Here is a 22,162-nt window from a genome sequence, read left to right on the forward strand (position 1 = left end):
GTAGCTGTGGTCAGGAGCTTCACCTCGCGGGCCGCGGGACCGTACGAGCGTGGTCTTGAGTTCGGTACGGCACACGCCCGCAAGATCGCCGACACCGTGACCGGATACCGGATGATGTTCGACGGCCTGGCCGAGGCGCCGGTCCCCATCACCGAGCCGGGGGCGCGGGCGTTCACCGCGATCGAGAAGTGGGCGCCCGACCTCGCCAGGGAGATCGAGGGCATGGCGGCGGGCGCCGGGCTGCCGGTCGAGGACCTCGCCGCGATCAACGCGCGGACCGAGATCCTCGCCACCCTGCCGGCGCCGCCGCGCGGCGAGTGCTCGGCGGCCGTCGTGCTCGGCGAGCCCACCAGGGCCGGGCAGACCTGGGACTGGGCCGAGGCGATGGCCGGCAACTGGCTCGTCTGGACCATCCCCCACCCGTCCGGGCACGTCGTGCGCACGATGACCGAGTACGGCATCGTCGGCAAGATCGGCGTCAACTCGGAGAAGGTCGGCGTGCTGTTCACGTTCCTGGCGCACGCGCGCGACGGCGGGGCGATGGGCGTGCCCGTCCACGTGGTCGCCCGGCGGGTGCTCGACGAGGCCCGCGACCTGTCCTCGGCCACCGGCCTGCTGGTCACGCCCGAGGTCTCCGCCTCGACCTCGGTCACCGTGGTCACCCCGGACTCCGCGATCACCGCCGAGCTCCATCCGGGCGGTCCCGCGTGGGCGCTGCCCGACGACGACGGCGTCCTGGTCCACACCAACCACTTCCTCGACCCGGTCGCCGCCGTGGGCGACCAGGTGCCGAGGGAGTACCCGGACACGTTGCTGCGTCACCAGACGCTGCGCCGGCGGCTGCGCTCCGGCGGCCCGCTGACGGAGGCCATGGCCGACCACTCATCGGGCGCCAAGAGCATCTGCTGTCACATGCCGGCCAATGCTGAACTCCCGGAGTGGGAGCAGCGCACGCTGGCGACGATCGAGCTCCACGTGGACCGCGGCGACCTCACCGTCCACGCCGGCGGCCCCTGCGGCGTGCGGCCGGGCGATCCCGTCTAGGTCAGTTGGGAGAGGACCTCCTCGGCTATCAACTCCAGGTGGTCGAGGTCGGCCGGGTCGCTCAGCCGTACGTACACGCGGGTGGCGCCGACGGCGGCGAGTTCGCCGATCCGCTGCACGAGCAGGCCGGGCGGGCCGATCACCGGGTCCTCCGGCGGCAGCGCGCTCGGCGCGTGCAGCGGCGCCGACCTGCGGCGGATCTGCGCGGCGTCGCGCCCGACGGCGACCACGATCCCGGCCGAGAGCACCAGCGGGGGTAACGCGCCGCGCGCCCGTTCCACCCGTGCGAAGGCGTCCGCGGTCTGCTTCACGGTCGCGAATGGCATGTTGAACTCGTCGGCGTAACGGGCGGCCAGCTCCGGGGTACGCCGCGGGCCGCGGCCGCCGACGATGATCGGGGGCCGGGTGGACGCGGGCCAGATCCGGGTGATGGTCGCCAGCTGGTGCTCCAGCATGTCGAAGCGGGCGGCTCTGGGCGGGAACGGGATGCCGTACGCCAGGTGCTCGCGCTCGTACCAGCCGGCGCCGATCCCCAGGTCGATCCGGCCGCCGCTCATCCGGTCGACCTGGGCGGCGAGCATCGCCAGCGCCCCGGCCGGGCGGAACGTCGCGCAGGAGACCAGCGTGCCGAGCCTGATCCGCGAGGTCTCCCTCGCCAGGCCCGCCAGCGTCACCCACGCGTCCGTCGGGCCCGGCTCGCCGCGGGAGCCGACGTCGGTGGTCTGGTAGTGGTCGGCGCGCAGCCAGCCCTCGAACCCGCACCGCTCGGCCGCCCTGACCATGCGCAGCTGGTCGTCGTAGGTCGCGCCGCGATGCGGCTCGGCGAAGAGGCTGACCCGCGTGCTCACCTGCGTACCAGAAGTTCGTGCAGGTCGGCGCTGCAGCGGGCGACGTCGGCCAGGTGCGCGTTACGGCCCAGCGTGCGCGGCCGCGGGATGCCGACCTCGACCACCTCGCGGATACGGCCGGGCCGAGGCGTGAGCACGGCCACCCGGTCGGCCAGCAGCACCGCCTCGTCGATGGAATGGGTGACGAAGACGACGGTGGCCGAGTTTTCCATGTGCAGGCGCTGGAGTTCGACCGACAATTCCTCGCGGGTGAGCGCGTCGAGCGCGGAGAACGGCTCGTCCATCAGCATTACCCGCGGATTGCCGATGAGCGAACGGCACAGCGCCACCCGTTGCCGCATGCCGCCGGACAGTTCGTGCGGCAGGCGTTTTTCCGAACCGGTCAGCCCGGTCATGTCGAGGAGTTTCCGCGCGCGTTCGCGGTGCTCGGCCCGCCGCCAGCCGAAGATCTCCACGGGCAGCAGCACGTTGTCGAGCACCGTGCGCCAGGGCAGCAGCGCGGGGCGCTGGAAGAGCATCGCGATGTCGCGCCGCGCCTTGGTCACGCGCTCGCCGGCCACCGTGACCTCGCCTTCCGTGGCGGGCAGCAGCCCGGCGACGATCCTGAGCAACGTCGACTTCCCGCAGCCGGAACGGCCGATCACCGCGACGAACTCCCCCTCGGCCACCTCCAGGTCGATCTCGCGCAAGGCCTCGACGGTGCCCGACCGCCCGGTGAAGGTACGGCTCACGCCGGCCAGTCGGATCATCGAACAGGCTCCCGGACTCGGTGTTGTCCTCGACGTTACTCTCGTGTTTCCTAGGTCAAAAGGCGGTGATCCAGATGAGAGTTCTCGCCGTTCTTGTCCTGGTGCTTTCCTTGACCGCATGCGGTGATTCCGGTGGGTCCCAAAAGGTGACCTACTTAACGTCCTTCGGAAACTTCGGCAGGGACGCGTACGCGTGGGTCGCCCAGGACAAAGGCTATTTCCGCGAGGCCGGCCTGGAGGTGGACATCAAGCCTGGCGCCGGCAGCGGCGACAGCATCGCGAAGATCGAGGCGAGCACCGCGATGTTCGCCCCGGTCGACATGACCGGGCTGCTGCTGGCCCGCGGCAAGGGCGGCGCCCGCGGCATCGTGGCCGTCGCCGCCATCCAGCAGCGCACGATGGCCGCGATCATCGCCCTGGAGGGCAACAAGATCTCGGCGCCCCGCGACCTTGAGGGCAAGACGCTGGCCGACACCCCGGGCTCGGCGGTGCGCAATCTGTTCCCCACCTACGCCAAGCTCGCCGGGATCGACGCGTCGAAGGTCACCTGGGTCAACGGCGCTCCGGCCAACCTCATCGGCCTGCTGGCCAGCGGGACGGTGGCGGGGATCGGCCAGTTCGTGGTGGGCAGGCCGACCGTGGAGGCGGCGGCCAAGGGCCGTAAGGCGGTGGTCCTGCCGTACAGCGACGTGATCAGCGACCTGTACGGCAACGTGCTCGTCACCTCCACCAAGATCGCCAAGGATGACCCGGACACGGTCCGCCGCTTCAGCCAGGCACTGACCAAGGCGCTCGTCTACGCCATCGACCATCCCGACGAGGCCGGCCAGATCCTTCAGAAGAACGTGCCGTCCGCCGCGGCCGCTCCCGCCGCCGCGGAGATCAAGCTGATGGCCGGCTTCGTCAGGCCGGCCGGCGGCAGCGTGGGCGCGCTCGACACCGCCAGGCTGGCCCGCTGCATCGCCACGCTGAGCGGCGCCGGCGCGATCCCGGCCGGCCTGACCCCCGAGCAGGTCGTCGACACGAACCTGGTGAAGGGGTCCTGACCGTCGTGCGCGCGGCGACCTGGCCGGCGCTCGGACTGGTCGTCGCGCTCGCCGTGTGGTGGCTGGTGACGGCGGCGTTCCCGCTGGTCCACCCGGCGGTGCTGCCGCCGCCGGGCGAGGTGCTCGCCGCCTTCTCCGCCAGGCCGGGCGAACTGCTCGGCGGGCTCCTGGCGACCACCGTCGAGACGGTCGCCGGGTTCGCGATCTCCGTGGTCGCCGGGGTCCTGCTCGGGCTGGCGCTGGCCGCCTCGCGGGTGGTGGAGCGCATGTTCTCGCCGCTGCTGGTGGCGGTCAACGCGGTGCCGAAGATCGCGCTGGGGCCGCTGCTCGTGGTCTCGCTGGGCTGGGGTCAGCGGCCGATCCTGGCGATGGTGTTCCTGCTCTGCTTCTTCCCGATCGTGCTCTCCACCGCCACGGGCCTGACCACCACCCCCGCCGACCTGGCCGAACTGGCCCGCTCACTCGACGCCTCGCGCTGGCAGGCCTTCCGCAAGGTACGCCTGCCGGCCGCGCTGCCCCAGATCTTCGTCGGTCTGAAGGTGGCCATGCCGCTGGCCGCGATCGGGGCGGTGATCGGCGAGTTCCAGGCCGGAGAGGGCGGTCTCGGCTACCAGATCGTCCAGTACAGCGGCATCGCCGACGTCGCCACGGCCTGGGCGGCGATCATCCTGGTGGCGGCGATGAGCATCGTCCTCTACTTCGGGCTGCTGGTCGTGGAACGGCTGGCGCTCCCCTGGGTCCGCGAGACCACCTCAAGCCGGTGACGGGGACGCCGGTCCGGCATCCCCGCCGCCGAGGACGGTTCAGGCCGCGGCGTTCTGGTGGTTGCGCTCGGCCTGCTGCTTGACCTGCTGGATCTGCTCATCGGTGACGCGCAGGTCGCCGAGTTCCTTGACCGCCTGGTAATAGGTCCAGGCCAGGCCGTTGCAGGTGGAGCGGGAGAGCCCGGAATATCCGGCGCACACCTGGCGCATGTCGAAGTAGAAGGCGTCGTCGATACGCGGCTTGTTGGCCGGGAAGACGTTCATCGCCTTGTAGTTGCGGTAGCCGAAGTCGTGGCGCCGGCAGGACATCCTGAAGTCGAAGCCGAGCGGCTGGTCGGGGCTGCTGGAGCACAGGTCGGTCGACCAGTCGAAGTTGTAGTCGGCCCACGCGGCCTGGTTCTGCCAGGCGGCGCGCCAGGCGGAGGCGCTGCCGGCGTTGGGCTGGGAGAAGGTGGAGAGCGCGGCGAGTTTCTGCTCCGGCGTCACCGCGTGGGCCGGCAGCGCGAACCCGAAGAAGGCGGCCACGGACAGGAGGGCGGATAACGCGAGTAAGAGGGACCGTCTGACCATGAGAACCTGCTTTCACTGCACGGGGGGTGCGGAGGAATGCGGTGGCAAGGTTCGCCCGACGACCTAACAATGAAGCGAAGGCGGGAAAAACTAAAAGCAGATCTTGTCCAATTTTTCCGGCAGGGTTTGCGGAGAGTCGCCGTTTACGGTCAGTCGAATCTCGGGTCAACGGGTCAGCAGCAGCCGCGCCGACCACCCGGCCGACCACAGCAGGAGCAGGCCGACGACCACGCCCCCGCCGACCAGGGTGAGCCCGGCCCCGATGTTCGCGCCGATCGTGCCCGCGGTCACGACGCGCGCCCCCGCCCCCACGATCGCCCCCGCCACCAGCGCGGGTACGAGCGCCGCCCACCACCGGCCGTCGAACCGCCGCCCCCGCGCGGCCCAGATCAGCACGCCGAGCGTGAGCACCACCACGACCACCGCGCCTATGCCGGCCACCCGCTCCACCACCGGATCGACGTCCGGCGGCCGGAACGCGTAGTCGAGACCGGTTCCCTGCGGCACGTCCACGCTCAGATCCCCGACCAGCCACCACACGGCGACGGGGGTGGCCAGAACGCAGCCCGTGGCGGCGATCGCGAGACCGCCTGCTCTGATCGACATGCCTACCAATGTGGGGTGCGCGCGAGCTTCGCGTCCAGCCCTTCTCGGCTGCCGCGGGGGCGGCACCCGCCGGCCGGGCATGACTTCCCGGATCCGGCCAGCGGGCCCGCGTGGAAGGTCAGCGCGCGGACTTGCCCGCCGCGACGCGCGGCTTGGCTGCGGGAACGGCACGGCGCTTGGGCGTCGGGACGCGGAAGACGGCGCCACGGTGGTCGTACTCCTCGGCGCCCTCGTCGTCGAACCAGCGGCCGCCATCGCCCAGGTACCGGAAGGCGAACGCCTCGCCCTGCGGTACGGCTACCGCCACCCTGTAGCGACCGTCGTCGCCGAGCTGCATCGGGTGCGCGAGCGGGTCCCAGCCGTTGAAGTCGCCGACGACGGAGACCGGCCCAACTTCACCGGGAAGGGTGAAGAGAACCTCCACCTGCCCCCTCCTGTTGGGTTTGCTGTGAGTGAACATCTTTCTCCCCCGAATAAGATGATTCAGACGATTGCGCGTTCAGCCATACCCCGGCCGAGGGTGGGAAACGGGCGATCTTCGCAGTTTTTAGTGTTTACGAGAGGATTCCGCTCCGGGAATTTCCTCATCGAGCTAGTGACGCGATCCGGTCGGCAGGCCGCCGGCCGTCTCGATCCGGGTCTCGCACCGGCGGGCGCCCTCGCTGCCGACGACCACGATCCCTTTCTCGGTGACCGTGTAGAGCTCGCGATCCAGTTCGGGGTCGAGGCCGATCCTGGCGCCGTCCGGGATGATCGCGTCGCGGTCCACGATCGCCCGGCGGACGATCGCGTCCCGGCCCACCCGCACGTTCTCCATCAGGATGGAGTCGGCGACCTGGGCGCGGGCCCCCAGCGTGACCTGCGGGGACAGCACCGAGCGCTCGATGTCCGCCTCGGCGGCGACGGCGACGCCCGGCGAGAGCAGCGAGTCGACGGCGCGCCCCGGCCGTTCCCTGCCGAAGGTCACCGGCGCGAGCAGGTCGTGGAAGGTGCGGATCGGCCAGTGCGCGTTGTGCAGGGTGAAGGCCGGGTCCGGTCCGATGAGGTCCATGTGGGCTTCGTAGTAGGCGTCCAGGGTGCCGACGTCACGCCAGTAGCCGCGTTCGCGTGGGCTGACGCCGTGCACGTGGTTGCGCGCGAAGTCGTAGACGTCGGCCCGGCCCTCGCGTACCAGCATGGGGATGATGTCGGCGCCGATGTCGTGGCGGCTGGACACGTCCATCGCGTCCTCCTCCACCGCGTCGATCAGCGCCTGTGTCCTGAACACGTAGTTGCCCATGGACGCGCGGATCTCCTCCGGCGAGTCGGGCAGGCCGGCCGGATCGCCGGGCTTCTCCACGAACCGGGCTATCCGCCGGCCGCCCGGCGCGCACTCGATCACCCCGAACTGGTGCGCCAGCGCCCTCGGCTGCCGGATCGCCGCGACCGTGACGTCCGCCCCGGACTCCAGGTGCTGGGCGAGCATCTGCGCCGGATCCATCCGGTAGACGTGGTCGGCCCCGAACACCAGCACGTGCTCCGGTGGATCATCCCGGAGCAGGTGCAGGTTCTGGAACAGGGCGTCGGCCGAGCCGGAGAACCACTGCGGCCCGAACTGCTGCTGTGCCGGTACCGGGGCGATGTAGTGCCCCACCTGAGAGGAGAGTTGCCAGCCGCGCGCGATGTAGCGGTCGAGACTGTTGCTCTGATACTGGGTCAGCACCACGATCTTGAGATAGCCGGCGTTGGTCAGATTGGAGAGCACGAAGTCGATCAGCCGGAACATCCCGCCGAACGGGACGTTCGGTTTGGCCCTGCCCATCGTCAACGGCAGTAGTCGTTTTCCCTGTCCGCCGGCCAGCACCACGGCCATAACTCTGCACGAGGTCATAGGAATGACGCTATCTTCGCCTTTCACAGCTCCATTGCAAGAAGGTTCGTCATACCCCCAAAGAATCGTTATGCCGCGCATGAGCAAAGACCTGCCGTTCGGCGGAAGGGAACCGGCGTGATCGAGCTTGAGGTCATCGACGGGATCGGCGTCGTACGGCTGGCCCACGGCAAGGTCAACGCCCTGGATCTTGAGCTGTGCCAGGCGATCGAGGCGACGCTGCGCGACCTGGACACCGGCGGGGTGCGGGCCGTCGTGCTCACCGGTTCTGGACGTGCCTTCTCGGCCGGGGTCGACCTGGAGCGCATCGTCGGTGGCGGCGCCGGCTACGTGGCCAAATACCTGCCGGCGCTGAACGGCGCCTTCCGAGCCGTCTTCGACCTGGGCAAACCCGCCGTGGCCGCGATCAACGGCCACGCGATCGCGGGCGGCTGCGTGCTGGCCGCCGCCTGCGACCACCGCGTCATGGCCACCGGGCCGGGCACGATCGGCGTGCCCGAGCTGCTGGTGGGGGTGCCGTTCCCGGAGGTGGCGCTGGAGATCATGCGATACACGCTGGGGCCGGTCGGCGCGCGGCGGGCGATTCTGGACGGCCGCAACCATCCGGCCGCCGATGCGCTGGCGCTCGGGTTCGTGGACGAGGTGGCCGAGCCCGGGGACCTGCTCGACCGGGCGTTGTCGGCCGCCGACCGGCTGGCCGAGATCCCCGCCGACACCTTCCGGCACACCAAGGGGCAGTTGCGCGGCGAGGCGGCCGACGAGCGGGAGACGCTGCGTCTGTGGCGGACGGCCGCGGCCGATGGGCGGATCGAGTCCTTCATGGCCCGTACAGTCACCTCCCGCCGCCGCCCATAAGGCGCTATACGCGCATATGGCAGTCGCGCCCAGGCCGTTCCAGCTGGCCGTGGAGTGGCCCGCGGCCGGTGTCGAGCTCACCATCGCCGACGTGGACGGCGCCGCCATCGCGTCGGCCGCCGAGCGTTCGCTCCCTTACTGGAGCTGAGTAGCCCCGTACTCATGTGGCGGACCCGGTGCGCTGAGAACGTCGGTGCATGGCGCGAATTCCGCAGGTGCGCAGGGTCCTGTTCAACGACGAAGAGGTCGGGATGGGCTTCAACAGCGAGTCCGGCCTGGCCGTCGGGACCGCGCTCGAAGGCTTCACCGTCTCCTCCGACCCGGACGCCGACGGCCAGACGGTGACCTCGTCGATCACCATCGTCAGCACCCACGAGGAGCTCCAGGAGACCCTGGGCATGTCCTTCGAGGCGCAGGGCCGCTACGGGTTCTTCTCCGCCTCGGCGAAGACGACGTTCTCGGAGTCGTCCAACTACAACTCCACCTCCACCTTCCTGGTGGCCCGCGTCGTCGTCGAGAACGCGCTGCGCCGGGGCCGCGGGTTCAAGGTCACCACCGACGCCAGGGCGCTGCTCGACTCCCTGCGGTTCGAGGAGTTCAACCGGGCCTTCGGCGACAGCTTCGTCCGGGGGTTGCAGACCGGCGGCGAGTTCTACGCGGTCATCCGCATCACGTCGGTCTCGACCACCCGCCAGACCTCGCTGGCCGCCACCCTCCAGGCCGAGGCGAACGGGCTGGTCGCCTCCGGCAGCTTCAAGGCCTCGTTCGAGGAGGCGAACAGGAGCGCCAGCTCGCGTTCGGAGTACACCGCGACGATGTTCCAGAAGGCGGGCTCCGGCGCGACGATCTCGCCGACCGTCGAGATCGGCGAGGTCATCACCCGGTTCAAGCAGTTCCCGACCATCGCCTCCGACAGCTCGGCCGCCTACGAGGCCGAGGTCGTCACCTACGACACGCTGCCGCTCCCGGTCCCCACGCCGGAGGAGCAGGAGGCGTTCCTGCTGGCGCTCGCCGACGCCCGCGAGCGCAAGCTGCGCTTCATCCAGACGCGCAACGACCTCGAGTTCGCGCTCCGGCAGCCGGAGTTCTTCCGCGGCCTGCCCTCCGGCGACGTCCTGCTGACCGTGATCTCGACCTACACCAAGCTGATCAACGCGGCGATGCAGCACGCCATCAAGCTGTCGCGGGGGCAGATCTCGCCGCCGCGCCTCTTCGACCCGAGCGAGCTGGTCCCGCCGCTGCGCGAGCCGGAGCCGATCCCGCTGGTGCGCGTGCCCGTCGACGCGGCCGCGGCGACGCTCCGGCTGGTCTCGCTGCTCTGCCGTACGCCCTCCGACCGTGACCCGGACGCGGGCGACGAGGTCGTCATCCGGGTCGGTGGCGCGGACGTCGCCGGAGCTCCGTACGAGTGCGAGGAGGGCACGCGGATCGAGCTCGGGCACACCTTCCCGGTGGGAGCGCTGGCCACGAAGATCGAGGTCATCGAGTTGGACGGCGGCTTCGCCGGCGTGGACGACTACATCGGCTCCGTCGTCGTGACCGGGGCCGACCGCGCCGCCGGGCGCAAGAACGCGGTGCTGAGCGACGGCCAGGCGGTCTACGAGCTGGTATACGAGGTGGTGTAGCGAACCGTTCGGGGTCCGCCGTACGTCGTGAGGTCATGATGCTGCGATTGCTCGTGGTCACCGCGCTGGCGGCCGCCGTGCTGGCGGGCACGACCACCGCCGCCTGCGCCTGCAGTTGTGTGGAGTTCAAGCCGGCGCAGGCCGTACAGAACGCGACGGCGGTGTTCACCGGCACGGTGGTGGCGATCCGTACGGTCAAGGGCCCGCCGAACGCCCAGAAGGTGTACACCTTCCGCGCCGACAACGTCTACAAGGGCGCGCCCGCCGCCGAGTTCCAGATCGGCGCCGACACCGACAGCCCCGCGTGCGGCTACGTGTTCGACCAGGACACCCGCTACCTCGTCTTCGCCGGCCCGGCCGAGCGGGTGCCGGGCGTGAGCCTGTCCACGTCGCTGTGCTCGGGAAACGTCCCGATCCGTGCGGGCACGGGCCCGCTCCAGGTCGGCGACGAGCGCGAGACCGCCCCCGAGACCCTCGGCGGTCCGGTGACCACCGAGCTGATCACCGCCCTGGGCACACCCGCGCAGCCCGGCAAGTCCGGCACGCCCGGCACGTCGCGATCCGCTGTCCCCTGGCAGTGGGTAGCCGCCGTCGCCGTCGTCACGGCGGCCACCCTGGCCTGGTACGCCCGCCGTAACAGGGCCAAGTAGGTCACATCCGGGACAGCAGTTCGGCCTTCTTGGCCTGGAACTCCTCCGGAGACAGCAGCCCGGCGTCACGCAGTTCGCCCAGCTTGGCGATCAGCTCGGTGATCTCGGCGGCGGTGTGGCGGGCGGCGAGCGGTTTCGGCCCGCCCCCGGCGGGGATAGCGGCCAGGACGGCGGCGGCGAACGGGAGCGACTTGTGCGTGGCGCCCCAGCCGAGGCCGAACATCACCGAGGCCGGGTCGTCGTTCGGGTCGGACGGGGCCACCCGGTCGCGCACCTTCAGCCTGAGCGAGCCGCTCGCGCGGATCGGCGCGTGCCACTCCACGCCTTCCAGGTCGGCGACGCGGAAGCGCTGGTCACCGGCGCTGTACTTGGCCGTCGACGCGCCCGACCAGAACCAGGTGAACGTCACGTGCTCGCCGTCGAACGTGGCCGCGCCGTCCCACGCCTTGAAACTCCGCGGCACGGGCGGCGCGGCGACCAGGAAGTGCTCGACCGGCTCCCGGCTCGTGATCGCGGACCTGAGCTCGTCGGCGTAGTAGTCGGCCAGCGTCTCCTTGTCGGCGGGCAACACCAGCCGGTACGGGTCCAGCGCCTCGGCCAGTTGCCCGGCGGCGACGCTGGTCACCGGATCCGCCCCACGCCTGAGCGTCACCCGGAGCACGACCGTGCCCCGCCTGCCCGGTTCGAGCGACACGTCGGCGATCGCGCTGTGGGGAACGACGCGTTCGCCGAGTTCGGCGAGGAGTTTGTTCGGCTTGGACCCCGGCCGGATGCGCAACGCGTCACGCTCGAAGCCCCATATGACCTCAGGGCCCGCCAGAACATCCTCCACGCCCACAGGCTAGGCCATACCGGCGAGGCGTACGCGGGATCAGCGCCGTCGACGCTCCATGACGAGCGCCAGCCCGAGCCCGAGCGCCGCGTAGGCGCACAGCACCGCGAACCCGGCCCACGGCGCCAGCGGGAAGTAGCCGGTGACCGCGATGTAGAAGCCCTCGACGTGCGCGTACTCGCGGGCGCTCTGCTGGATCGCGAAGCCCGCCGCCGGGGTGACCGCCAGCGGCCACTCCCCCAGGCCCGCCAGCGCCAGCGCGTACGGAACAAAAGCCACGACGACGGCGGCGACGATCCCCACGGCGGCCCGCTTGAACAGCGCGCCGATGCCCAGGGACAACACCGCGACGGCGGCGTACAGCAGGCCGGTGCCGACGATCACCTGCAGGTGCGTCAGCAGGCCGACCGGGAGCGGATGGATGCCGTTGGACGGGAGCATCCGCAGGGCGATCGGCACCACGACGGCGGCGGGGATCACCCCGCTGAGGAAGGCGACCGTGCCGATCACCACCGCCTTGGGGACCAGGCGGCGGCGGTCGGCCGTCCCGAAGGCGACCGCCACGACGATCACCGCGATCAGGCCGAGGAACACGCCGATGAGCGTGCGCTCGATGGGCTGCTGGTCGGTGCTGGGCGCGATGTCACCGGTCCCGGTGACGGTGAAGGTGCCGCCCGAGCGCGAGAGGGCTCCGGGGTGGTGCGGCGTCACGCCGTCGGGCTCCATCTGGACGCCGATGTCGTCGGTCTTCCACTCGCCCTGTAGCGGGCTGACCTGGTCGAAGACGGCGGTGGCCTCGGAGAACCTGGACTCGGGCCCGCCGCCGGCCATCGTCAGCGCGCCGGGCGAGGCGGCGAACAGCCCGATCTCCACCGTGTCGGGCAGCCCGCCGAGGTAGGCCCTGCCCACCTCGGTCCACTGCTCGCCGTCGGCCGACTCGTGGCCGGTGAGAGTGTCGCCGGTACGCGTCAGCCGCAGCCAGCGCGGATACCCGCCGGCCGAGCCCGCGACGTCCTCGGTGAAGTCGTGCTGCATGCGCACCCCGTGCTCGGCGGTCACCATGATCGCCGCGTACCGCGCCCCCTGCCGGACGCCGTCCTTGACCATGAGCCCCGCCTTGGCCCACGGCACCAGCCCGGGCACGGGCGGCGGGCCCGCGCCGGCCCCGGGCGGCGGCGGCTCCTTGATCCGTCCGGTCATTCCGTTCACCCGGGCGGTGATGCTGCCGTCGCCGCGCAGCGGCTGGTGGACGAAGTAGAACCTGTCCTCCACCGCCTGCCCGGAGGGCCCCAGGATGGGCGCGGGGCAGGGCTCCTCGGTGGTCTGGGTGCCGCACGTGGCGCGGGAGGTCGCGACGAGCGTGAGCCCGGCCAACACCGGGATCAGCGCCGCGACCACCATCCCGATCACCCAGCGGCGGGTCTTGCCGAACCTGGTCCATTCGGATTCCATGGCGGGCAGGCTAGGCAGCGCGACCCCGCGCGGGCGTCACGCAGGGGAGCGACCTTTCCCGTCCCTGACACCAGGGACACACGATCCCCCACACGATGGACGCGGCAGAAATCCACAGAAGGCAGGATGATGACCCCCACCTTCGACCACATCTCCGCCGGATACCACCCCGACCCCGCACTGTCGATGTCCTTGCACGCCGACGCCTACACCGATCCGGCCTGGTTCGACGTCGACCAGCGGGCGATCTTCGCGCGGACGTGGCAGTGGTTGTGCCACGTGGAGAAGCTGCGCGAGCCGGGCAGCTACGTGAGCGCCACCGTGGCCGGCATGCCCGTCGTCGCCGTCCGGGACGAGTCCGGCACGCTGCGCGCGTTCTACAACGTGTGCAAGCACCGGGCGCACGAACTGCTGTCCGGATGCGGCGTCCGGCGCAGCATCGTCTGCCCGTACCACGCCTGGACCTTCGACCTGACCGGCCGGTTACGGCGCGCCCGCAACACCGGCGACCTGCCGGGCTTCGACCCCGATCTGGTACGCCTGGACCGCGTCCAGGTCACCGAGTTCGCCGGCATGGTCTACGTCAACCTCGACCCCGGCGCCGCCCCGCTCGCCGAGAAGGCCGGGGACCTGGCGGCGGAGATCGAGGCGCGCGCGCCTGACGTGGCCAAGCTGACGCTCGCCCGCCGCCTCACCTACGACATCGCCTCCAACTGGAAGAACGTCGTCGACAACTTCCTGGAGTGCTACCACTGCCACGTGGCGCACAAGGACTTCGTGTCGCTGGTCGACATGAGCACGTACAAGGTGACGACCCACGGCATCTGGTCCAGCCACATGGCTCAGGCGGGCACGGCGGAGAACTCCGCCTACGACGTGTCGGGCGCGACCGTGACCGAGCACGCGGTCTGGTGGTTGTGGCCCAACACCTGCCTGCTGCGCTACCCCGGCCGGGGCAACTTCATGGTCCTGCAGATCATCCCGGCCGGCCCGGAACGAACCCTGGAGACCTGGGACTTCTACCTGGAGACCGCCGAGCCGAACGAGCCGGAACTCGACGGCATCCGCTACATCGACGAGGTTCTCCAGGTGGAGGACATCGCCCTGGTAGAGAGCGTCCAGCGCGGCATGCGCACGCCCGCCTTCACCCAAGGCAAGATCGTGTACGACCCCGCGGGCTCCGGCCTGTCGGAGCACGCGCTCCACCACTTCCACGGCCTCGTGCTCGACGCCTACCGCGACGCCCTGAAGTGACGCTCAGGCCAGACCGGCGAGCTTGGCGCTGTCGTCCCAGAGCGCCTGGGCCAGCTTGCCGCCCCTGGCCGGCTCCGACGGGTCCGGCCAGGTGAGCCCGCCCCGGCGCAGCGCGGCGTACGAGCGGCCCGCCGGGGGCCCGGCCAGGCCGAGTGCCAGGTCGGCCAGGGCGTTCCCGGCGGCGGCGCGGCTGTTGAGATGCGGGTTGAACCTGCTCACCACCCAGCGCGGAACCGGCGTGCCCAGCAGCGACCACGCCACCCGCAGCGGGAACGACAGGTCCTTGGCCAGCCCCGTGCCGAACACCTGACCCGGGTCGTAGGCGACGGCCGTGACGCCGCGCCCGGCCAACACCCGCGCGGTCAGCACGGCGCACAGCTTGGACGCGGTGTAGGCGTGCTCGCCCGCCTTGCGCGGCCGTGGATCGCGGCCGGGGTCGCGGTCCGGGTGAGCCAGCAGGTCCGCGTCGGCGTGCCTCGGCGGCGTCAGGCCCGCGCCGGTGGCGGGGTCGTGGGTGCCGCTCGTGGTCAGGACGACGATGGCGCCGTCGGCCAGGGTGGGCAGGAGCAGGCGGACGAGCAGGTAGTGGGCGAGGTGGTTGACGGCGAACGTCGTCTCGAAGCCGTCCGCGCTCCGGCCGCCGGCGTCGGGGCGGATCAGGCCGGCGTTGAGCACCAGGGCGTCCACGGGGGTGCCGCCCAGCCGTTCGCGCACCGAGGCGGCGAAGGCGCGTACCGACGCCAGGCCTGTCAGGTCGAGCGGGATCTCCTCGCCAGCGGGCCGGCGGGCGCCCAGGATCAGGCGGGCCCCGGCGCGGGTCAGCCGTCCGGCGGCGGTCGCGCCGAAGCCCGACGTGCCGCCGGTCATCACCATCGTGGACATGGTGCCCTCCTAGGAGATGGTCTTCACCACGTGGCGCAGGGTCTCGCCCAGTTCGGTCGGGCAGGTGACGGTCCGGTCGCCTCGGGGTGCGAGCAGGTGGCGCTGCTCGGCCTCGTACAGGCCGGCGAGCTCCTGCGCGATGGGCCGAGGCAGGCCCGCGTCGACCATCGTGCCGACCCAGCCCGGCTGCGGGATCGTGACCACCTGCAGCGTCTTGCCGAGCGCCGCCGCCAGTTCCTCGGCGACCTGCCGCTCGGTGTAGCTGTGGCCGTCCAGGTCGACGACCTCGCTGCTCGCGGGCGGCTGCGTCAGCGCCCGCGCGACCACCTCGCCGATGTCGCGGGTGGCGACCATGCAGGTGGGCTCGTCCGCCGACTCGCCGAAGACCGGGTAGACGCCGGCCCCCGTGGCGGCGTCCAGCACGGTCTCGACCTTCTCCTGGAAGTGCGGCGAGCGGATCGCGGTGAGGACCGTGCCGGTCTCGCGCAGCAGGTTCTCCAGGTGGTGCAGCCAGCGGATGGGGCCCGTGCCCTCGGCCAGCTCCGCGCCGACCGAGGACAACATCGCCACGTGCGGTACTCCGCTGTCCTCCACCGCTCCGGCGATCGACGCGGCCAGGCCGCGGTGATAGGCGTCGGGGTCGTCGGCCGCCAGGTCGGTCGGCAGCATGACGAACGCGCCGCGGCAGCCGCGCAGCGCCGCCGTCAGCGCCGCCCGGTCGCCGAGATCGGCGACCTCCGCCCGAGGCCAGTCGCGGCCCTTCGCCGGGTCGCGGACCACCGCCCGCACCGCCTCTCCCCTGGCCAGCAGCTCCTGGGCCACCGCGCCGCCGACGTGGCCTGTCACACCTGTGATCGCGTACATCGGACCGCCTCTCTGAATTGGGTTACCTCCAGTGAAGTGGCCCGCGGTGAGACGATCCATATTCGGTACGCTCGCTTCCATTTCTGTCCGTCTAAGCTGAGGACGTGGACCCCCTCGCCGACCTTCTTGACGGAGTCCGTGCCCGCAGCGCGGCGTTCTGCCAGGCGATCCTGGAACCACCCTGGTCGCTGCGGATCGCCGACGGGGCGATGCTCGCCCTGGCCACCGCGCTGCGCGGACACGCCTGGATCGTGCCCGACGGGGGCGAGCCCGTGCTGATGCGCACCGGTGACGTGGCGATCATCAAGGGGCCCGCGCCGTACACGATCGGCGACGACCCGGCCACCGCCCCCGACACCGTCGTCCGCCCCGGCAACCGCCTGACCACCATGGACGGCGTCGACATCACCGACGAGCTGCGGCTCGGCCCGCGCACCAGCGGGCTCACGCCCGACGGCTCGGCGATCGTGGCCAGCGGCACCTACCAGGTCAGCGGCGAGGTGGGCGACCGGCTGCTCAACGCCCTGCCCGCGGTCGTGCTCGTGCCACGGGCGAGCACGCCCTCCCCGGTCATGGAACTGCTCGCCCAGGAGGTCAACGGCGAAGGCCCCGGCCAGCAGGTCGTGCTCGACCGGCTCCTCGACCTGGCGCTGATCGCGACGCTGCGCGCCTGGTTCGCCCGCCCCGAGGCCCAGGCGCCCGGCTGGTACCGGGCGCAGAGCGACCCGCTGATCGGCCCCGCGCTGAAGCTGATCCACGGCGACCCGGCCCGGCCGTGGACGGTGGCGCTCCTGGCCGAGAAGGTCGGCGCGTCGCGGGCGGCGTTCGCCCGCCGCTTCGCCGGCCTCGTGGGCGAGCCGCCGATGGCCTACGTCACCAGCTGGCGGCTCGCGCTAGCCGCCGACCTGCTGCGTTCCTCCGACATCACCATCGACTCGGTCGCCAGGCACGTCGGCTACGCCAACGCGTTCGCGCTGAGCGTGGCCTTCAAGCGGGTACGCGGGCTGACGCCGAGCCGCCACCGCACCGGCGCCTAGAGGAAGGGCGCAGCCAGAAAGCTCGGCCTGAACGACCGCCTCGACCTGACCCGCTACGCCATAAGGGCCGGACTGGTCGAGCCCTGACCCCGACCGGCGATGTCCGGTATGGTGCGGCCCTGGACCCTGCAAACGATCAAGAAACGGAGACCCCCCATGGAGATCGAGCAGACGGCGCTGCCCGGCATCGGGCTAAAACACGAGTTCACCTCCCGCGCGGGACGCAGGATCGGGGTGGTCTCCCACCGCACCGGCCGCCGCGACCTGATCATCTACGACCCCGACGATCCCGACAGCGCCTGCGAGGACATCGTCCTCAACGACGACGAGGCCGACGCCCTGGCCGAGCTCCTCGGCGCGCCCCGCATCGTGCAGCGGCTCAACCAGTTGCACAAGCAGGTCGAAGGCCTGGTCAGCGTCCAGCTGCCGATCACCGACGCGAGCCCGTACGCCGACCGGCAGATGGGTCAGGCCCGCGTGCGCACCCGCACCGGCGCGTCCATCGTGGCCGTCGTCCGCGCCGGCCAGGTCATCACCAGCCCCGCCCCCGACTTCGCCCTGCTGGCGGGCGATGTCATCGTCGTCGTCGGCACGGCCGAGTCCACGGCGGCGGTCGCCGAGATTCTCGCCACCGGATAGAAAAGGCACCGCGTGCACCACACCGCCATCCTCATCCTCGAACTCGGCGCCATCATCCTCGGCCTCGGCGTGCTCGGCGCCTTAGCGGTACGGGTCGGCATCTCCCCCATCCCCCTCTACCTCGTGGCCGGGCTCGCCTTCGGCCAGGGCGGCATCCTCCCCCTCGCCACCAGCGGCGAGTTCATCGCCACCGGCGCCGAGATCGGCGTCATCCTCCTGCTGCTCACCCTCGGGCTCGAGTACAACGCCTCAGAGCTCGTCACCTCCCTGCGCAGCAACGCCCGCGCCGGCCTGGCCGACCTGGTGCTCAACGCCGCACCGGGCGCGATCGCCGCCCTGCTGCTCGGCTGGGGTCCCGTCGCCGCCGTCGCGATGGCCGGCGTCACGTACGCCACCTCCTCCGGCATCACCGCCAAGGTCCTGTCCGACCTGGGCTGGATCGGCAACAGGGAAACCCCCGTCGTGCTGTCGCTGCTGGTCTTCGAGGACCTCACGATGGCGCTCTACCTGCCGATCCTCACCGCGATGCTGGCCGGGGTCAGCTTCGCGGGCGGCGCGGTGACCGTCGGCATCGCGCTGGCGACCGTCAGCGTCGTCCTGCTCATCGCGCTGCGGTTCGGCCGGTTCATCGAGAAGTTCGTCGCCAGCCCGTCCAGCGAGGTGCTGCTGCTCAAGGTGATCGGGCTCGCGCTCCTGGTCGCCGGCGTCGCCACCAAGCTCCAGGTCTCCGCGGCCGTCGGCGCCTTCCTCGTCGGCATCGCGCTGTCCGGCGAACTCGCCCACGAGGCCCGCACGCTGCTCGCCCCGGTGCGCGACCTGTTCGCCGCGGTGTTCTTCGTCTTCTTCGGCCTGCAGACCGACCCGGCCGCCATCCTGCCCGTCGCGGGGCTGGCCGTCCTGCTCGCCGTGGTCAGCATGATCACCAAACTGCTCACGGGCGCGTACGCCGCCCGCCGCGCCGGAATCGCCAAAGCAGGTCAGGCCCGAGCCGGGATCGCGCTCATCCCCCGAGGCGAGTTCAACATCGTCATCGCCGGGCTGGCGGTGGCGGCGGGGGCGCATCCCGATCTGGGGCCGCTGGCCGCGGCTTACGTGCTCATCCTGGCCGCCTTCGGGCCGCTGGCCGCCAAGCTGGTCCAGCCGCTGATCACCGCCATCGCCCGCCGTACCTGAAATGAGATGACGTCTGTCATGAACGGCCGGTGACAGCGGCCTCTACTCCGGCCGAACCCCTCTGCCCGATGATCGAAGCATGACGAAGAACTCCCCCAACTGGACGGTCGGCCTCTCCGCCGGACTCGCCATCGGCATGGGCCTCGCCGCCGCCCTGAACGACATCGTCCTGGGAATCGCGCTCTCGCTGTGCTTCGGAGTGGCTCTGTCGTACGCGCTGGCGCCCAAGAAGGACGAGGCATGAGCATTTGCGTTCGAGCGCGCTCGAAGGCATAGCGTCCCCGGCATGACGACGAAGACCTGGATCATTACCGGCGCCTCCCGCGGTTTCGGCCGCGCCCTGGCGGAAGCCGCGCTCGCGGGCGGCGACCACGTGGTGGCGGCGGTGCGGCGGCCCGAGAGCGTCGCCGACCTCGCCGCCGCCTACCCGGACGACTTCATGGCCGCCGCGTTCGACGTCCGCGATGTGACGGCGGCCGAGGGCCTGGTGCGTACCACTCTCGACCGCTTCGGCCGGCTCGACGTGCTCGTGAACAACGCGGGCCGGGCCGTGGTCGGCGCGGTCGAGGAGGTCGCCGACGCGCAGCTGCGCGAGCTCATGGACCTGCACCTGTTCGGCCCCGCCGCGCTGGTCAGGGCGGCGCTGCCGGCGATGCGCGCGCAGGGCGCCGGGACGATCGTGCAGATGAGCAGCCAGGGCGGGCGGATGTCGTTCCCCGGCGTGTCCACGTACTCGGCGTCGAAGTTCGCCCTCGAAGGCTGGTCGGAGGCGCTGGCCGGGGAGGTCGCGCCGTTCGGGATCCGGGTGATGATCGTGGAGCCGAGCCGGTTCAGGACCGACTTCAACGCCGCCGACGTGCTGGAGTTCACCGAGACGTCGCCGACGTACCGTGATGTGCTCGCCAGGGTGCGCGCGGACATGGCCGGGACCGACGGCCGTCAGGAGGGCGACCCCGCGCGCGCGGCCGAGATCATCGTCTCCCTCACGCACGGTGACGACGTGCCGCTACGGCTGCCGCTCGGACGTGAGGCGGTCGAGCGCATCTCCGGCGTCCACCGGCGCGGCCTGGCGGAGGTCGAGCGGTGGGCGGAGACCGCGCGCAGCGCCGACTTCGAGGACGTTCCGGTAGCGGTCCGGCCGATTTAGGCTGGTTGTCATGGCCACCGATGACCTGATGACCAGGGCGCTCGAGATGCTCGGGGACGACGGCCCGCCGTCGGTCGAGGCGATCCACCGCCTCGCCGACCTGGCCGACGTGCCCACGTCGATGACGATCGTGGAGGTCGCCGACCTGCTGGACATCTCGCCGCACACGCTGCGCTACTACGAGCGCGCCGGGCTGGTGGAGGTGGCCCGCGACGCCGGCGGCCACCGGGTGTACGACGACCACGCGGTGCGGCGGCTGGTGTTCCTCACCCGGATGCGGCTGTCCGGAATGCCGATGCGCGACCTTCAGCACTACATCGCGCTCGTCGACGACGGGGCCGAAACCGTACCCGAGCGACTGGACATGCTGCTGGAACACCGCGACACCATTCGCCGCCGGATCAGGGAGCTGACCCTCTCCCTCACCGCCGTCGAATACAAGATCGCCACCTACGGCGGCGAAACCGGCCCCGACGTCCAGTCCCGCTGAACGTGGAATAGCCAAGGCTTGAACGACGCCTCAGGCTAGCCAGCCACGAAACAGGGCAGATCACCCCCGCGCCGGCAGGGGGAGATCACAGTGCGTCCCATCAGATATTCGGCCGAGCTCGAGCCCCCGGAGCCGGGCTTCGAGGAGAGCCAGCGGCAGGCCATCGACATCGTCACCGAGTTCGAGCGGCACTCGGTGGCCGGGGAAGGCGCCGACCGCGCCGTGCGGTTCGCGCACGCCAAGGCGTACGGCCTGGTCAGGGGCACCTTCGAGATCCTGGACGGCCTCCCGGCCGAGTACGCCCAGGGCGTCTACGCCCGCCCCGGCAGCCACGACTGCGTGGTCCGCTACTCCAACGGCCTGTCCCACCTGGGGATCGACCGGGCCCTCGGCAACGTGGTCGGGATGGCGACCAAGGTGTTCGGCATCGAGGCGGAGACCACGCTGGAGGACGAGCGGCACACCAGGACCATGGACTTCAACATGATCAACGGGCCGTTCTTCTTCTGCAACACCGCCCGGCACTACCGCTTCCTCGCCAAGCTCTTCATCGACATCCCCAAGTACCACGCCGGCGGGAAACAGGGCACGCACCAGATGTTCCACGACTGGGTCACCGGCTACGGCACACTGCGGCCGGAGGACTGGGCGTGGGACGAACTCGGCGCGTTCATCCGGCTCGGCGCGCAGGCCCGCTGGCAGAACCTGCTGCTGTCGACCTTCTGGACGATGTGCGCGGTGCGGCACGGCGACTACGTCGCGAAACTCCGCATCACGCCCACGCCCGCCTCCGCCCAGGCCATCACGGAGCGCGACCTCGACCCGGCCGCGCGCGACGAGGTGTTCCGCCCCGCGCTCGTGGACGAGCTGTCCGGGCACGGCGCCGAGTTCGACTTCCAGGTGCAGCTGTGCACGTCGCCAGCGGAGATGCCCATCGACGACCTGACCGTGGAGTGGCCTGAACGGCTCTCGCCGTTCGTCACCGTCGCCCGCATGCGCTTCCCGAGGCAGGACATCGGCGGCGCGGCCAACCTCGCGGCGGCCGACGCCGTCTCGTTCACGCCGTGGCGCTGCGCCGCCGAGCACGTCCCGGTCGGGAGCCTGCAGCGCCTGCGCCGGGAGGTCTACCGGCTCTCGTCCATCGAACGGCACCGCCTCAACGACCAGGTCCGGGCGGAACCGGACAGCGTCGCCGACGTCCTCCCGCCGACACCCTGAGGGAAAGGATCCCGATCATGCAGCAGGACTATGTCCCGATCTCTCCGGACGTCACCGCCGAGGAGATCGGCAAGTGGACCCAGCCCACCCGGCGGCAGACCGACGGCGTGGGCCTGCGGGTCGGCAACAAGGCCGAGTTCACGCTGGTGGCGCCGGTGAAGCCGGGCGGCGCGGAGATCTTCCGCGAGCGGGTCAAGAAGGCCCAGGTCGAGGCGGCCTACTGGGAGGGCAAGCTCGGCACCGTCCACGACCTGCGGGTCGCCCTGATCAACGACGGCACGCAGATCCTGTTCGCCGCCAGCTACAGCGACGAGTTCAAGCCTTACGTGGTCGACGTCATCAACTTCGCCACGCCGTGGATCGACCACATGTTCACCGACGTGGCCGAGGGCTATCCGGGGCTGCGCTCGCCCGACGCGCTGGCGTACATCGCGAAACACCAGGTCGAGGCGAGCGTCTGGTACGCCTCGAACGAGCAGGCCACCGTCCGTGACATCGCCCGCGGGCAGAAGGCGCTCACCTCGCTCAACGAACTCCTCGACGCCAC

General features: G+C 71.1%; 26 protein-coding genes. 16 read left to right on the forward strand and 10 right to left on the reverse strand.

What is annotated here, in order from left to right; all coding sequences use genetic code 11:
* Window positions 1-6 precede the first annotated feature (6 nt).
* On the forward strand, window positions 7-1,044 hold the full coding sequence (locus HNR40_RS51405) for a C45 family autoproteolytic acyltransferase/hydrolase (protein WP_184975696.1): 1,038 nt from the start codon (window positions 7-9) through the stop codon (window positions 1,042-1,044).
* Here HNR40_RS51405 and HNR40_RS51410 read toward each other — a convergent pair.
* Both HNR40_RS51410 and HNR40_RS51415 read right to left on the reverse strand, forming a co-directional pair.
* The gene (locus HNR40_RS51410) at window positions 1,041-1,892 is read right to left on the reverse strand and encodes an LLM class flavin-dependent oxidoreductase (protein ID WP_184975699.1); all 852 of its coding nucleotides are present in this window, start codon (window positions 1,890-1,892) and stop codon (window positions 1,041-1,043) included. The two genes, HNR40_RS51405 and HNR40_RS51410, sit on opposite strands and share 4 nt — an antisense overlap.
* On the reverse strand, window positions 1,889-2,641 hold the full coding sequence (locus tag HNR40_RS51415; protein WP_184975702.1) for an ABC transporter ATP-binding protein: 753 nt from the start codon (window positions 2,639-2,641) through the stop codon (window positions 1,889-1,891). The genes HNR40_RS51410 and HNR40_RS51415 overlap by 4 nt, the downstream gene beginning before the upstream one ends.
* Window positions 2,642-2,787: 146 nt before the next feature.
* Between HNR40_RS51415 and HNR40_RS51420 the strand changes: the two genes are divergently transcribed.
* Window positions 2,788-3,687: an ABC transporter substrate-binding protein gene (locus HNR40_RS51420; protein ID WP_221341857.1), complete on the forward strand. Its 900-nt coding sequence runs from the start codon at window positions 2,788-2,790 to the stop codon at window positions 3,685-3,687.
* Between the two features lie 5 nt (window positions 3,688-3,692).
* Complete coding sequence (locus tag HNR40_RS51425) at window positions 3,693-4,451, forward strand: ABC transporter permease (RefSeq protein ID WP_221341858.1); 759 nt, start codon at window positions 3,693-3,695, stop codon at window positions 4,449-4,451.
* 39 nt (window positions 4,452-4,490) lie between these two features.
* On the opposite strand, the gene HNR40_RS51430 is transcribed toward HNR40_RS51425, so the two are convergent.
* The 4 genes from HNR40_RS51430 to HNR40_RS51445 all read right to left on the reverse strand — a co-directional run bounded on the left by HNR40_RS51430 (window position 4,491) and on the right by HNR40_RS51445 (window position 7,497).
* A complete protein-coding gene (locus HNR40_RS51430; protein ID WP_184975708.1) occupies window positions 4,491-5,021 on the reverse strand; it encodes a phospholipase in 531 nt (176 codons plus the stop codon).
* A 165-nt stretch (window positions 5,022-5,186) separates the two neighbouring features.
* Window positions 5,187-5,627, reverse strand: a complete 441-nt coding sequence (locus tag HNR40_RS51435; protein WP_184975710.1) for a hypothetical protein — start codon at window positions 5,625-5,627, stop codon at window positions 5,187-5,189.
* A 118-nt stretch (window positions 5,628-5,745) separates the two neighbouring features.
* A complete protein-coding gene (locus HNR40_RS51440; protein WP_184975713.1) occupies window positions 5,746-6,051 on the reverse strand; it encodes an isoamylase early set domain-containing protein in 306 nt (101 codons plus the stop codon).
* A gap of 168 nt (window positions 6,052-6,219) precedes the next feature.
* Window positions 6,220-7,497: a glucose-1-phosphate adenylyltransferase gene (locus HNR40_RS51445; protein ID WP_184975716.1), complete on the reverse strand. Its 1,278-nt coding sequence runs from the start codon at window positions 7,495-7,497 to the stop codon at window positions 6,220-6,222.
* Window positions 7,498-7,614: 117 nt separating this feature from the next.
* Between HNR40_RS51445 and HNR40_RS51450 the strand changes: the two genes are divergently transcribed.
* From HNR40_RS51450 to HNR40_RS51460, 4 genes are read left to right on the forward strand one after another with little or no spacing between them, the layout of a single operon-like run.
* Complete coding sequence (locus HNR40_RS51450; RefSeq protein WP_184975719.1) at window positions 7,615-8,352, forward strand: enoyl-CoA hydratase/isomerase family protein; 738 nt, start codon at window positions 7,615-7,617, stop codon at window positions 8,350-8,352.
* Window positions 8,353-8,368: 16 nt separating this feature from the next.
* Window positions 8,369-8,500, forward strand: a complete 132-nt coding sequence (locus tag HNR40_RS56955; protein WP_281395891.1) for a hypothetical protein — start codon at window positions 8,369-8,371, stop codon at window positions 8,498-8,500.
* Between the two features lie 49 nt (window positions 8,501-8,549).
* Complete coding sequence (locus tag HNR40_RS51455) at window positions 8,550-9,977, forward strand: hypothetical protein (RefSeq protein ID WP_184975722.1); 1,428 nt, start codon at window positions 8,550-8,552, stop codon at window positions 9,975-9,977.
* A 35-nt stretch (window positions 9,978-10,012) separates the two neighbouring features.
* A complete protein-coding gene (locus tag HNR40_RS51460; RefSeq protein ID WP_184975725.1) occupies window positions 10,013-10,627 on the forward strand; it encodes a hypothetical protein in 615 nt (204 codons plus the stop codon).
* Window position 10,628: 1 nt separating this feature from the next.
* On the opposite strand, the gene HNR40_RS51465 is transcribed toward HNR40_RS51460, so the two are convergent.
* Window positions 10,629-11,459 carry a DUF4429 domain-containing protein gene (locus HNR40_RS51465; protein ID WP_184975729.1) on the reverse strand — a complete coding sequence of 277 codons (831 nt, stop codon included), beginning with the start codon at window positions 11,457-11,459 and terminating at the stop codon, window positions 10,629-10,631.
* Between the two features lie 39 nt (window positions 11,460-11,498).
* The gene (locus tag HNR40_RS51470; protein WP_184975732.1) at window positions 11,499-12,911 is read right to left on the reverse strand and encodes a DUF1349 domain-containing protein; all 1,413 of its coding nucleotides are present in this window, start codon (window positions 12,909-12,911) and stop codon (window positions 11,499-11,501) included.
* 126 nt (window positions 12,912-13,037) lie between these two features.
* Between HNR40_RS51470 and HNR40_RS51475 the strand changes: the two genes are divergently transcribed.
* The gene (locus tag HNR40_RS51475; protein WP_221341859.1) at window positions 13,038-14,165 is read left to right on the forward strand and encodes an aromatic ring-hydroxylating oxygenase subunit alpha; all 1,128 of its coding nucleotides are present in this window, start codon (window positions 13,038-13,040) and stop codon (window positions 14,163-14,165) included.
* A 3-nt stretch (window positions 14,166-14,168) separates the two neighbouring features.
* Here the strand turns inward: HNR40_RS51475 and HNR40_RS51480 are convergent, their stop codons facing one another.
* Both HNR40_RS51480 and HNR40_RS51485 read right to left on the reverse strand, forming a co-directional pair.
* Window positions 14,169-15,047 carry an SDR family NAD(P)-dependent oxidoreductase gene (locus HNR40_RS51480; RefSeq protein ID WP_184975735.1) on the reverse strand — a complete coding sequence of 293 codons (879 nt, stop codon included), beginning with the start codon at window positions 15,045-15,047 and terminating at the stop codon, window positions 14,169-14,171.
* A gap of 9 nt (window positions 15,048-15,056) precedes the next feature.
* Window positions 15,057-15,911: an NAD(P)H-binding protein gene (locus HNR40_RS51485; RefSeq protein WP_184975738.1), complete on the reverse strand. Its 855-nt coding sequence runs from the start codon at window positions 15,909-15,911 to the stop codon at window positions 15,057-15,059.
* Window positions 15,912-16,015: 104 nt separating this feature from the next.
* On the opposite strand from HNR40_RS51485, the gene HNR40_RS51490 reads away from it, so the two are divergent.
* The 8 genes from HNR40_RS51490 to HNR40_RS51525 form a co-directional block, all read left to right on the forward strand.
* A complete protein-coding gene (locus HNR40_RS51490; protein WP_184975742.1) occupies window positions 16,016-16,948 on the forward strand; it encodes an AraC family transcriptional regulator in 933 nt (310 codons plus the stop codon).
* Between the two features lie 156 nt (window positions 16,949-17,104).
* Entirely contained in the window at window positions 17,105-17,587 is a 483-nt protein-coding gene (locus HNR40_RS51495) for a cation:proton antiporter regulatory subunit (RefSeq protein WP_184975745.1), read from the forward strand.
* A gap of 12 nt (window positions 17,588-17,599) precedes the next feature.
* Window positions 17,600-18,760 carry a cation:proton antiporter gene (locus tag HNR40_RS51500; RefSeq protein WP_184975749.1) on the forward strand — a complete coding sequence of 387 codons (1,161 nt, stop codon included), beginning with the start codon at window positions 17,600-17,602 and terminating at the stop codon, window positions 18,758-18,760.
* Between the two features lie 79 nt (window positions 18,761-18,839).
* Entirely contained in the window at window positions 18,840-19,004 is a 165-nt protein-coding gene (locus HNR40_RS51505; RefSeq protein WP_184975752.1) for a glycine zipper domain-containing protein, read from the forward strand.
* 42 nt (window positions 19,005-19,046) lie between these two features.
* Window positions 19,047-19,907, forward strand: a complete 861-nt coding sequence (locus HNR40_RS51510; RefSeq protein ID WP_184975755.1) for an SDR family NAD(P)-dependent oxidoreductase — start codon at window positions 19,047-19,049, stop codon at window positions 19,905-19,907.
* A 10-nt stretch (window positions 19,908-19,917) separates the two neighbouring features.
* The gene (locus tag HNR40_RS51515; protein ID WP_184975758.1) at window positions 19,918-20,397 is read left to right on the forward strand and encodes a MerR family transcriptional regulator; all 480 of its coding nucleotides are present in this window, start codon (window positions 19,918-19,920) and stop codon (window positions 20,395-20,397) included.
* Window positions 20,398-20,487: 90 nt separating this feature from the next.
* Window positions 20,488-21,615, forward strand: a complete 1,128-nt coding sequence (locus HNR40_RS51520; RefSeq protein WP_221341860.1) for a catalase family protein — start codon at window positions 20,488-20,490, stop codon at window positions 21,613-21,615.
* 17 nt (window positions 21,616-21,632) lie between these two features.
* On the forward strand, window positions 21,633-22,162 hold a 530-nt coding region (locus HNR40_RS51525; RefSeq protein ID WP_184975761.1), incomplete at its 3' end, for a hypothetical protein.

This window comes from Nonomuraea endophytica (genome assembly GCF_014203235.1).
GTDB lineage: Bacteria > Actinomycetota > Actinomycetes > Streptosporangiales > Streptosporangiaceae > Nonomuraea > Nonomuraea endophytica.

What these genes read in the sequence shown, in the direction of transcription:
- HNR40_RS51415 (WP_184975702.1), bottom strand. Translation starts at nt 2,641, where the DNA reads ATGATCCGACTGGCCGGCGTGAGCCGTACCTTCACCGGGCGGTCGGGC.
- HNR40_RS51430 (WP_184975708.1), bottom strand. Translation starts at nt 5,021, where the DNA reads ATGGTCAGACGGTCCCTCTTACTCGCGTTATCCGCCCTCCTGTCCGTG.
- HNR40_RS51435 (WP_184975710.1), bottom strand. Translation starts at nt 5,627, where the DNA reads ATGTCGATCAGAGCAGGCGGTCTCGCGATCGCCGCCACGGGCTGCGTT.
- HNR40_RS51445 (WP_184975716.1), bottom strand. Translation starts at nt 7,497, where the DNA reads ATGACCTCGTGCAGAGTTATGGCCGTGGTGCTGGCCGGCGGACAGGGA.
- HNR40_RS56955 (WP_281395891.1), top strand. Translation starts at nt 8,369, where the DNA reads ATGGCAGTCGCGCCCAGGCCGTTCCAGCTGGCCGTGGAGTGGCCCGCG.
- HNR40_RS51455 (WP_184975722.1), top strand. Translation starts at nt 8,550, where the DNA reads ATGGCGCGAATTCCGCAGGTGCGCAGGGTCCTGTTCAACGACGAAGAG.
- HNR40_RS51460 (WP_184975725.1), top strand. Translation starts at nt 10,013, where the DNA reads ATGATGCTGCGATTGCTCGTGGTCACCGCGCTGGCGGCCGCCGTGCTG.
- HNR40_RS51470 (WP_184975732.1), bottom strand. Translation starts at nt 12,911, where the DNA reads ATGGAATCCGAATGGACCAGGTTCGGCAAGACCCGCCGCTGGGTGATC.
- HNR40_RS51475 (WP_221341859.1), top strand. Translation starts at nt 13,038, where the DNA reads ATGATGACCCCCACCTTCGACCACATCTCCGCCGGATACCACCCCGAC.
- HNR40_RS51480 (WP_184975735.1), bottom strand. Translation starts at nt 15,047, where the DNA reads ATGTCCACGATGGTGATGACCGGCGGCACGTCGGGCTTCGGCGCGACC.
- HNR40_RS51485 (WP_184975738.1), bottom strand. Translation starts at nt 15,911, where the DNA reads ATGTACGCGATCACAGGTGTGACAGGCCACGTCGGCGGCGCGGTGGCC.
- HNR40_RS51495 (WP_184975745.1), top strand. Translation starts at nt 17,105, where the DNA reads ATGGAGATCGAGCAGACGGCGCTGCCCGGCATCGGGCTAAAACACGAG.
- HNR40_RS51505 (WP_184975752.1), top strand. Translation starts at nt 18,840, where the DNA reads ATGACGAAGAACTCCCCCAACTGGACGGTCGGCCTCTCCGCCGGACTC.
- HNR40_RS51510 (WP_184975755.1), top strand. Translation starts at nt 19,047, where the DNA reads ATGACGACGAAGACCTGGATCATTACCGGCGCCTCCCGCGGTTTCGGC.
- HNR40_RS51515 (WP_184975758.1), top strand. Translation starts at nt 19,918, where the DNA reads ATGGCCACCGATGACCTGATGACCAGGGCGCTCGAGATGCTCGGGGAC.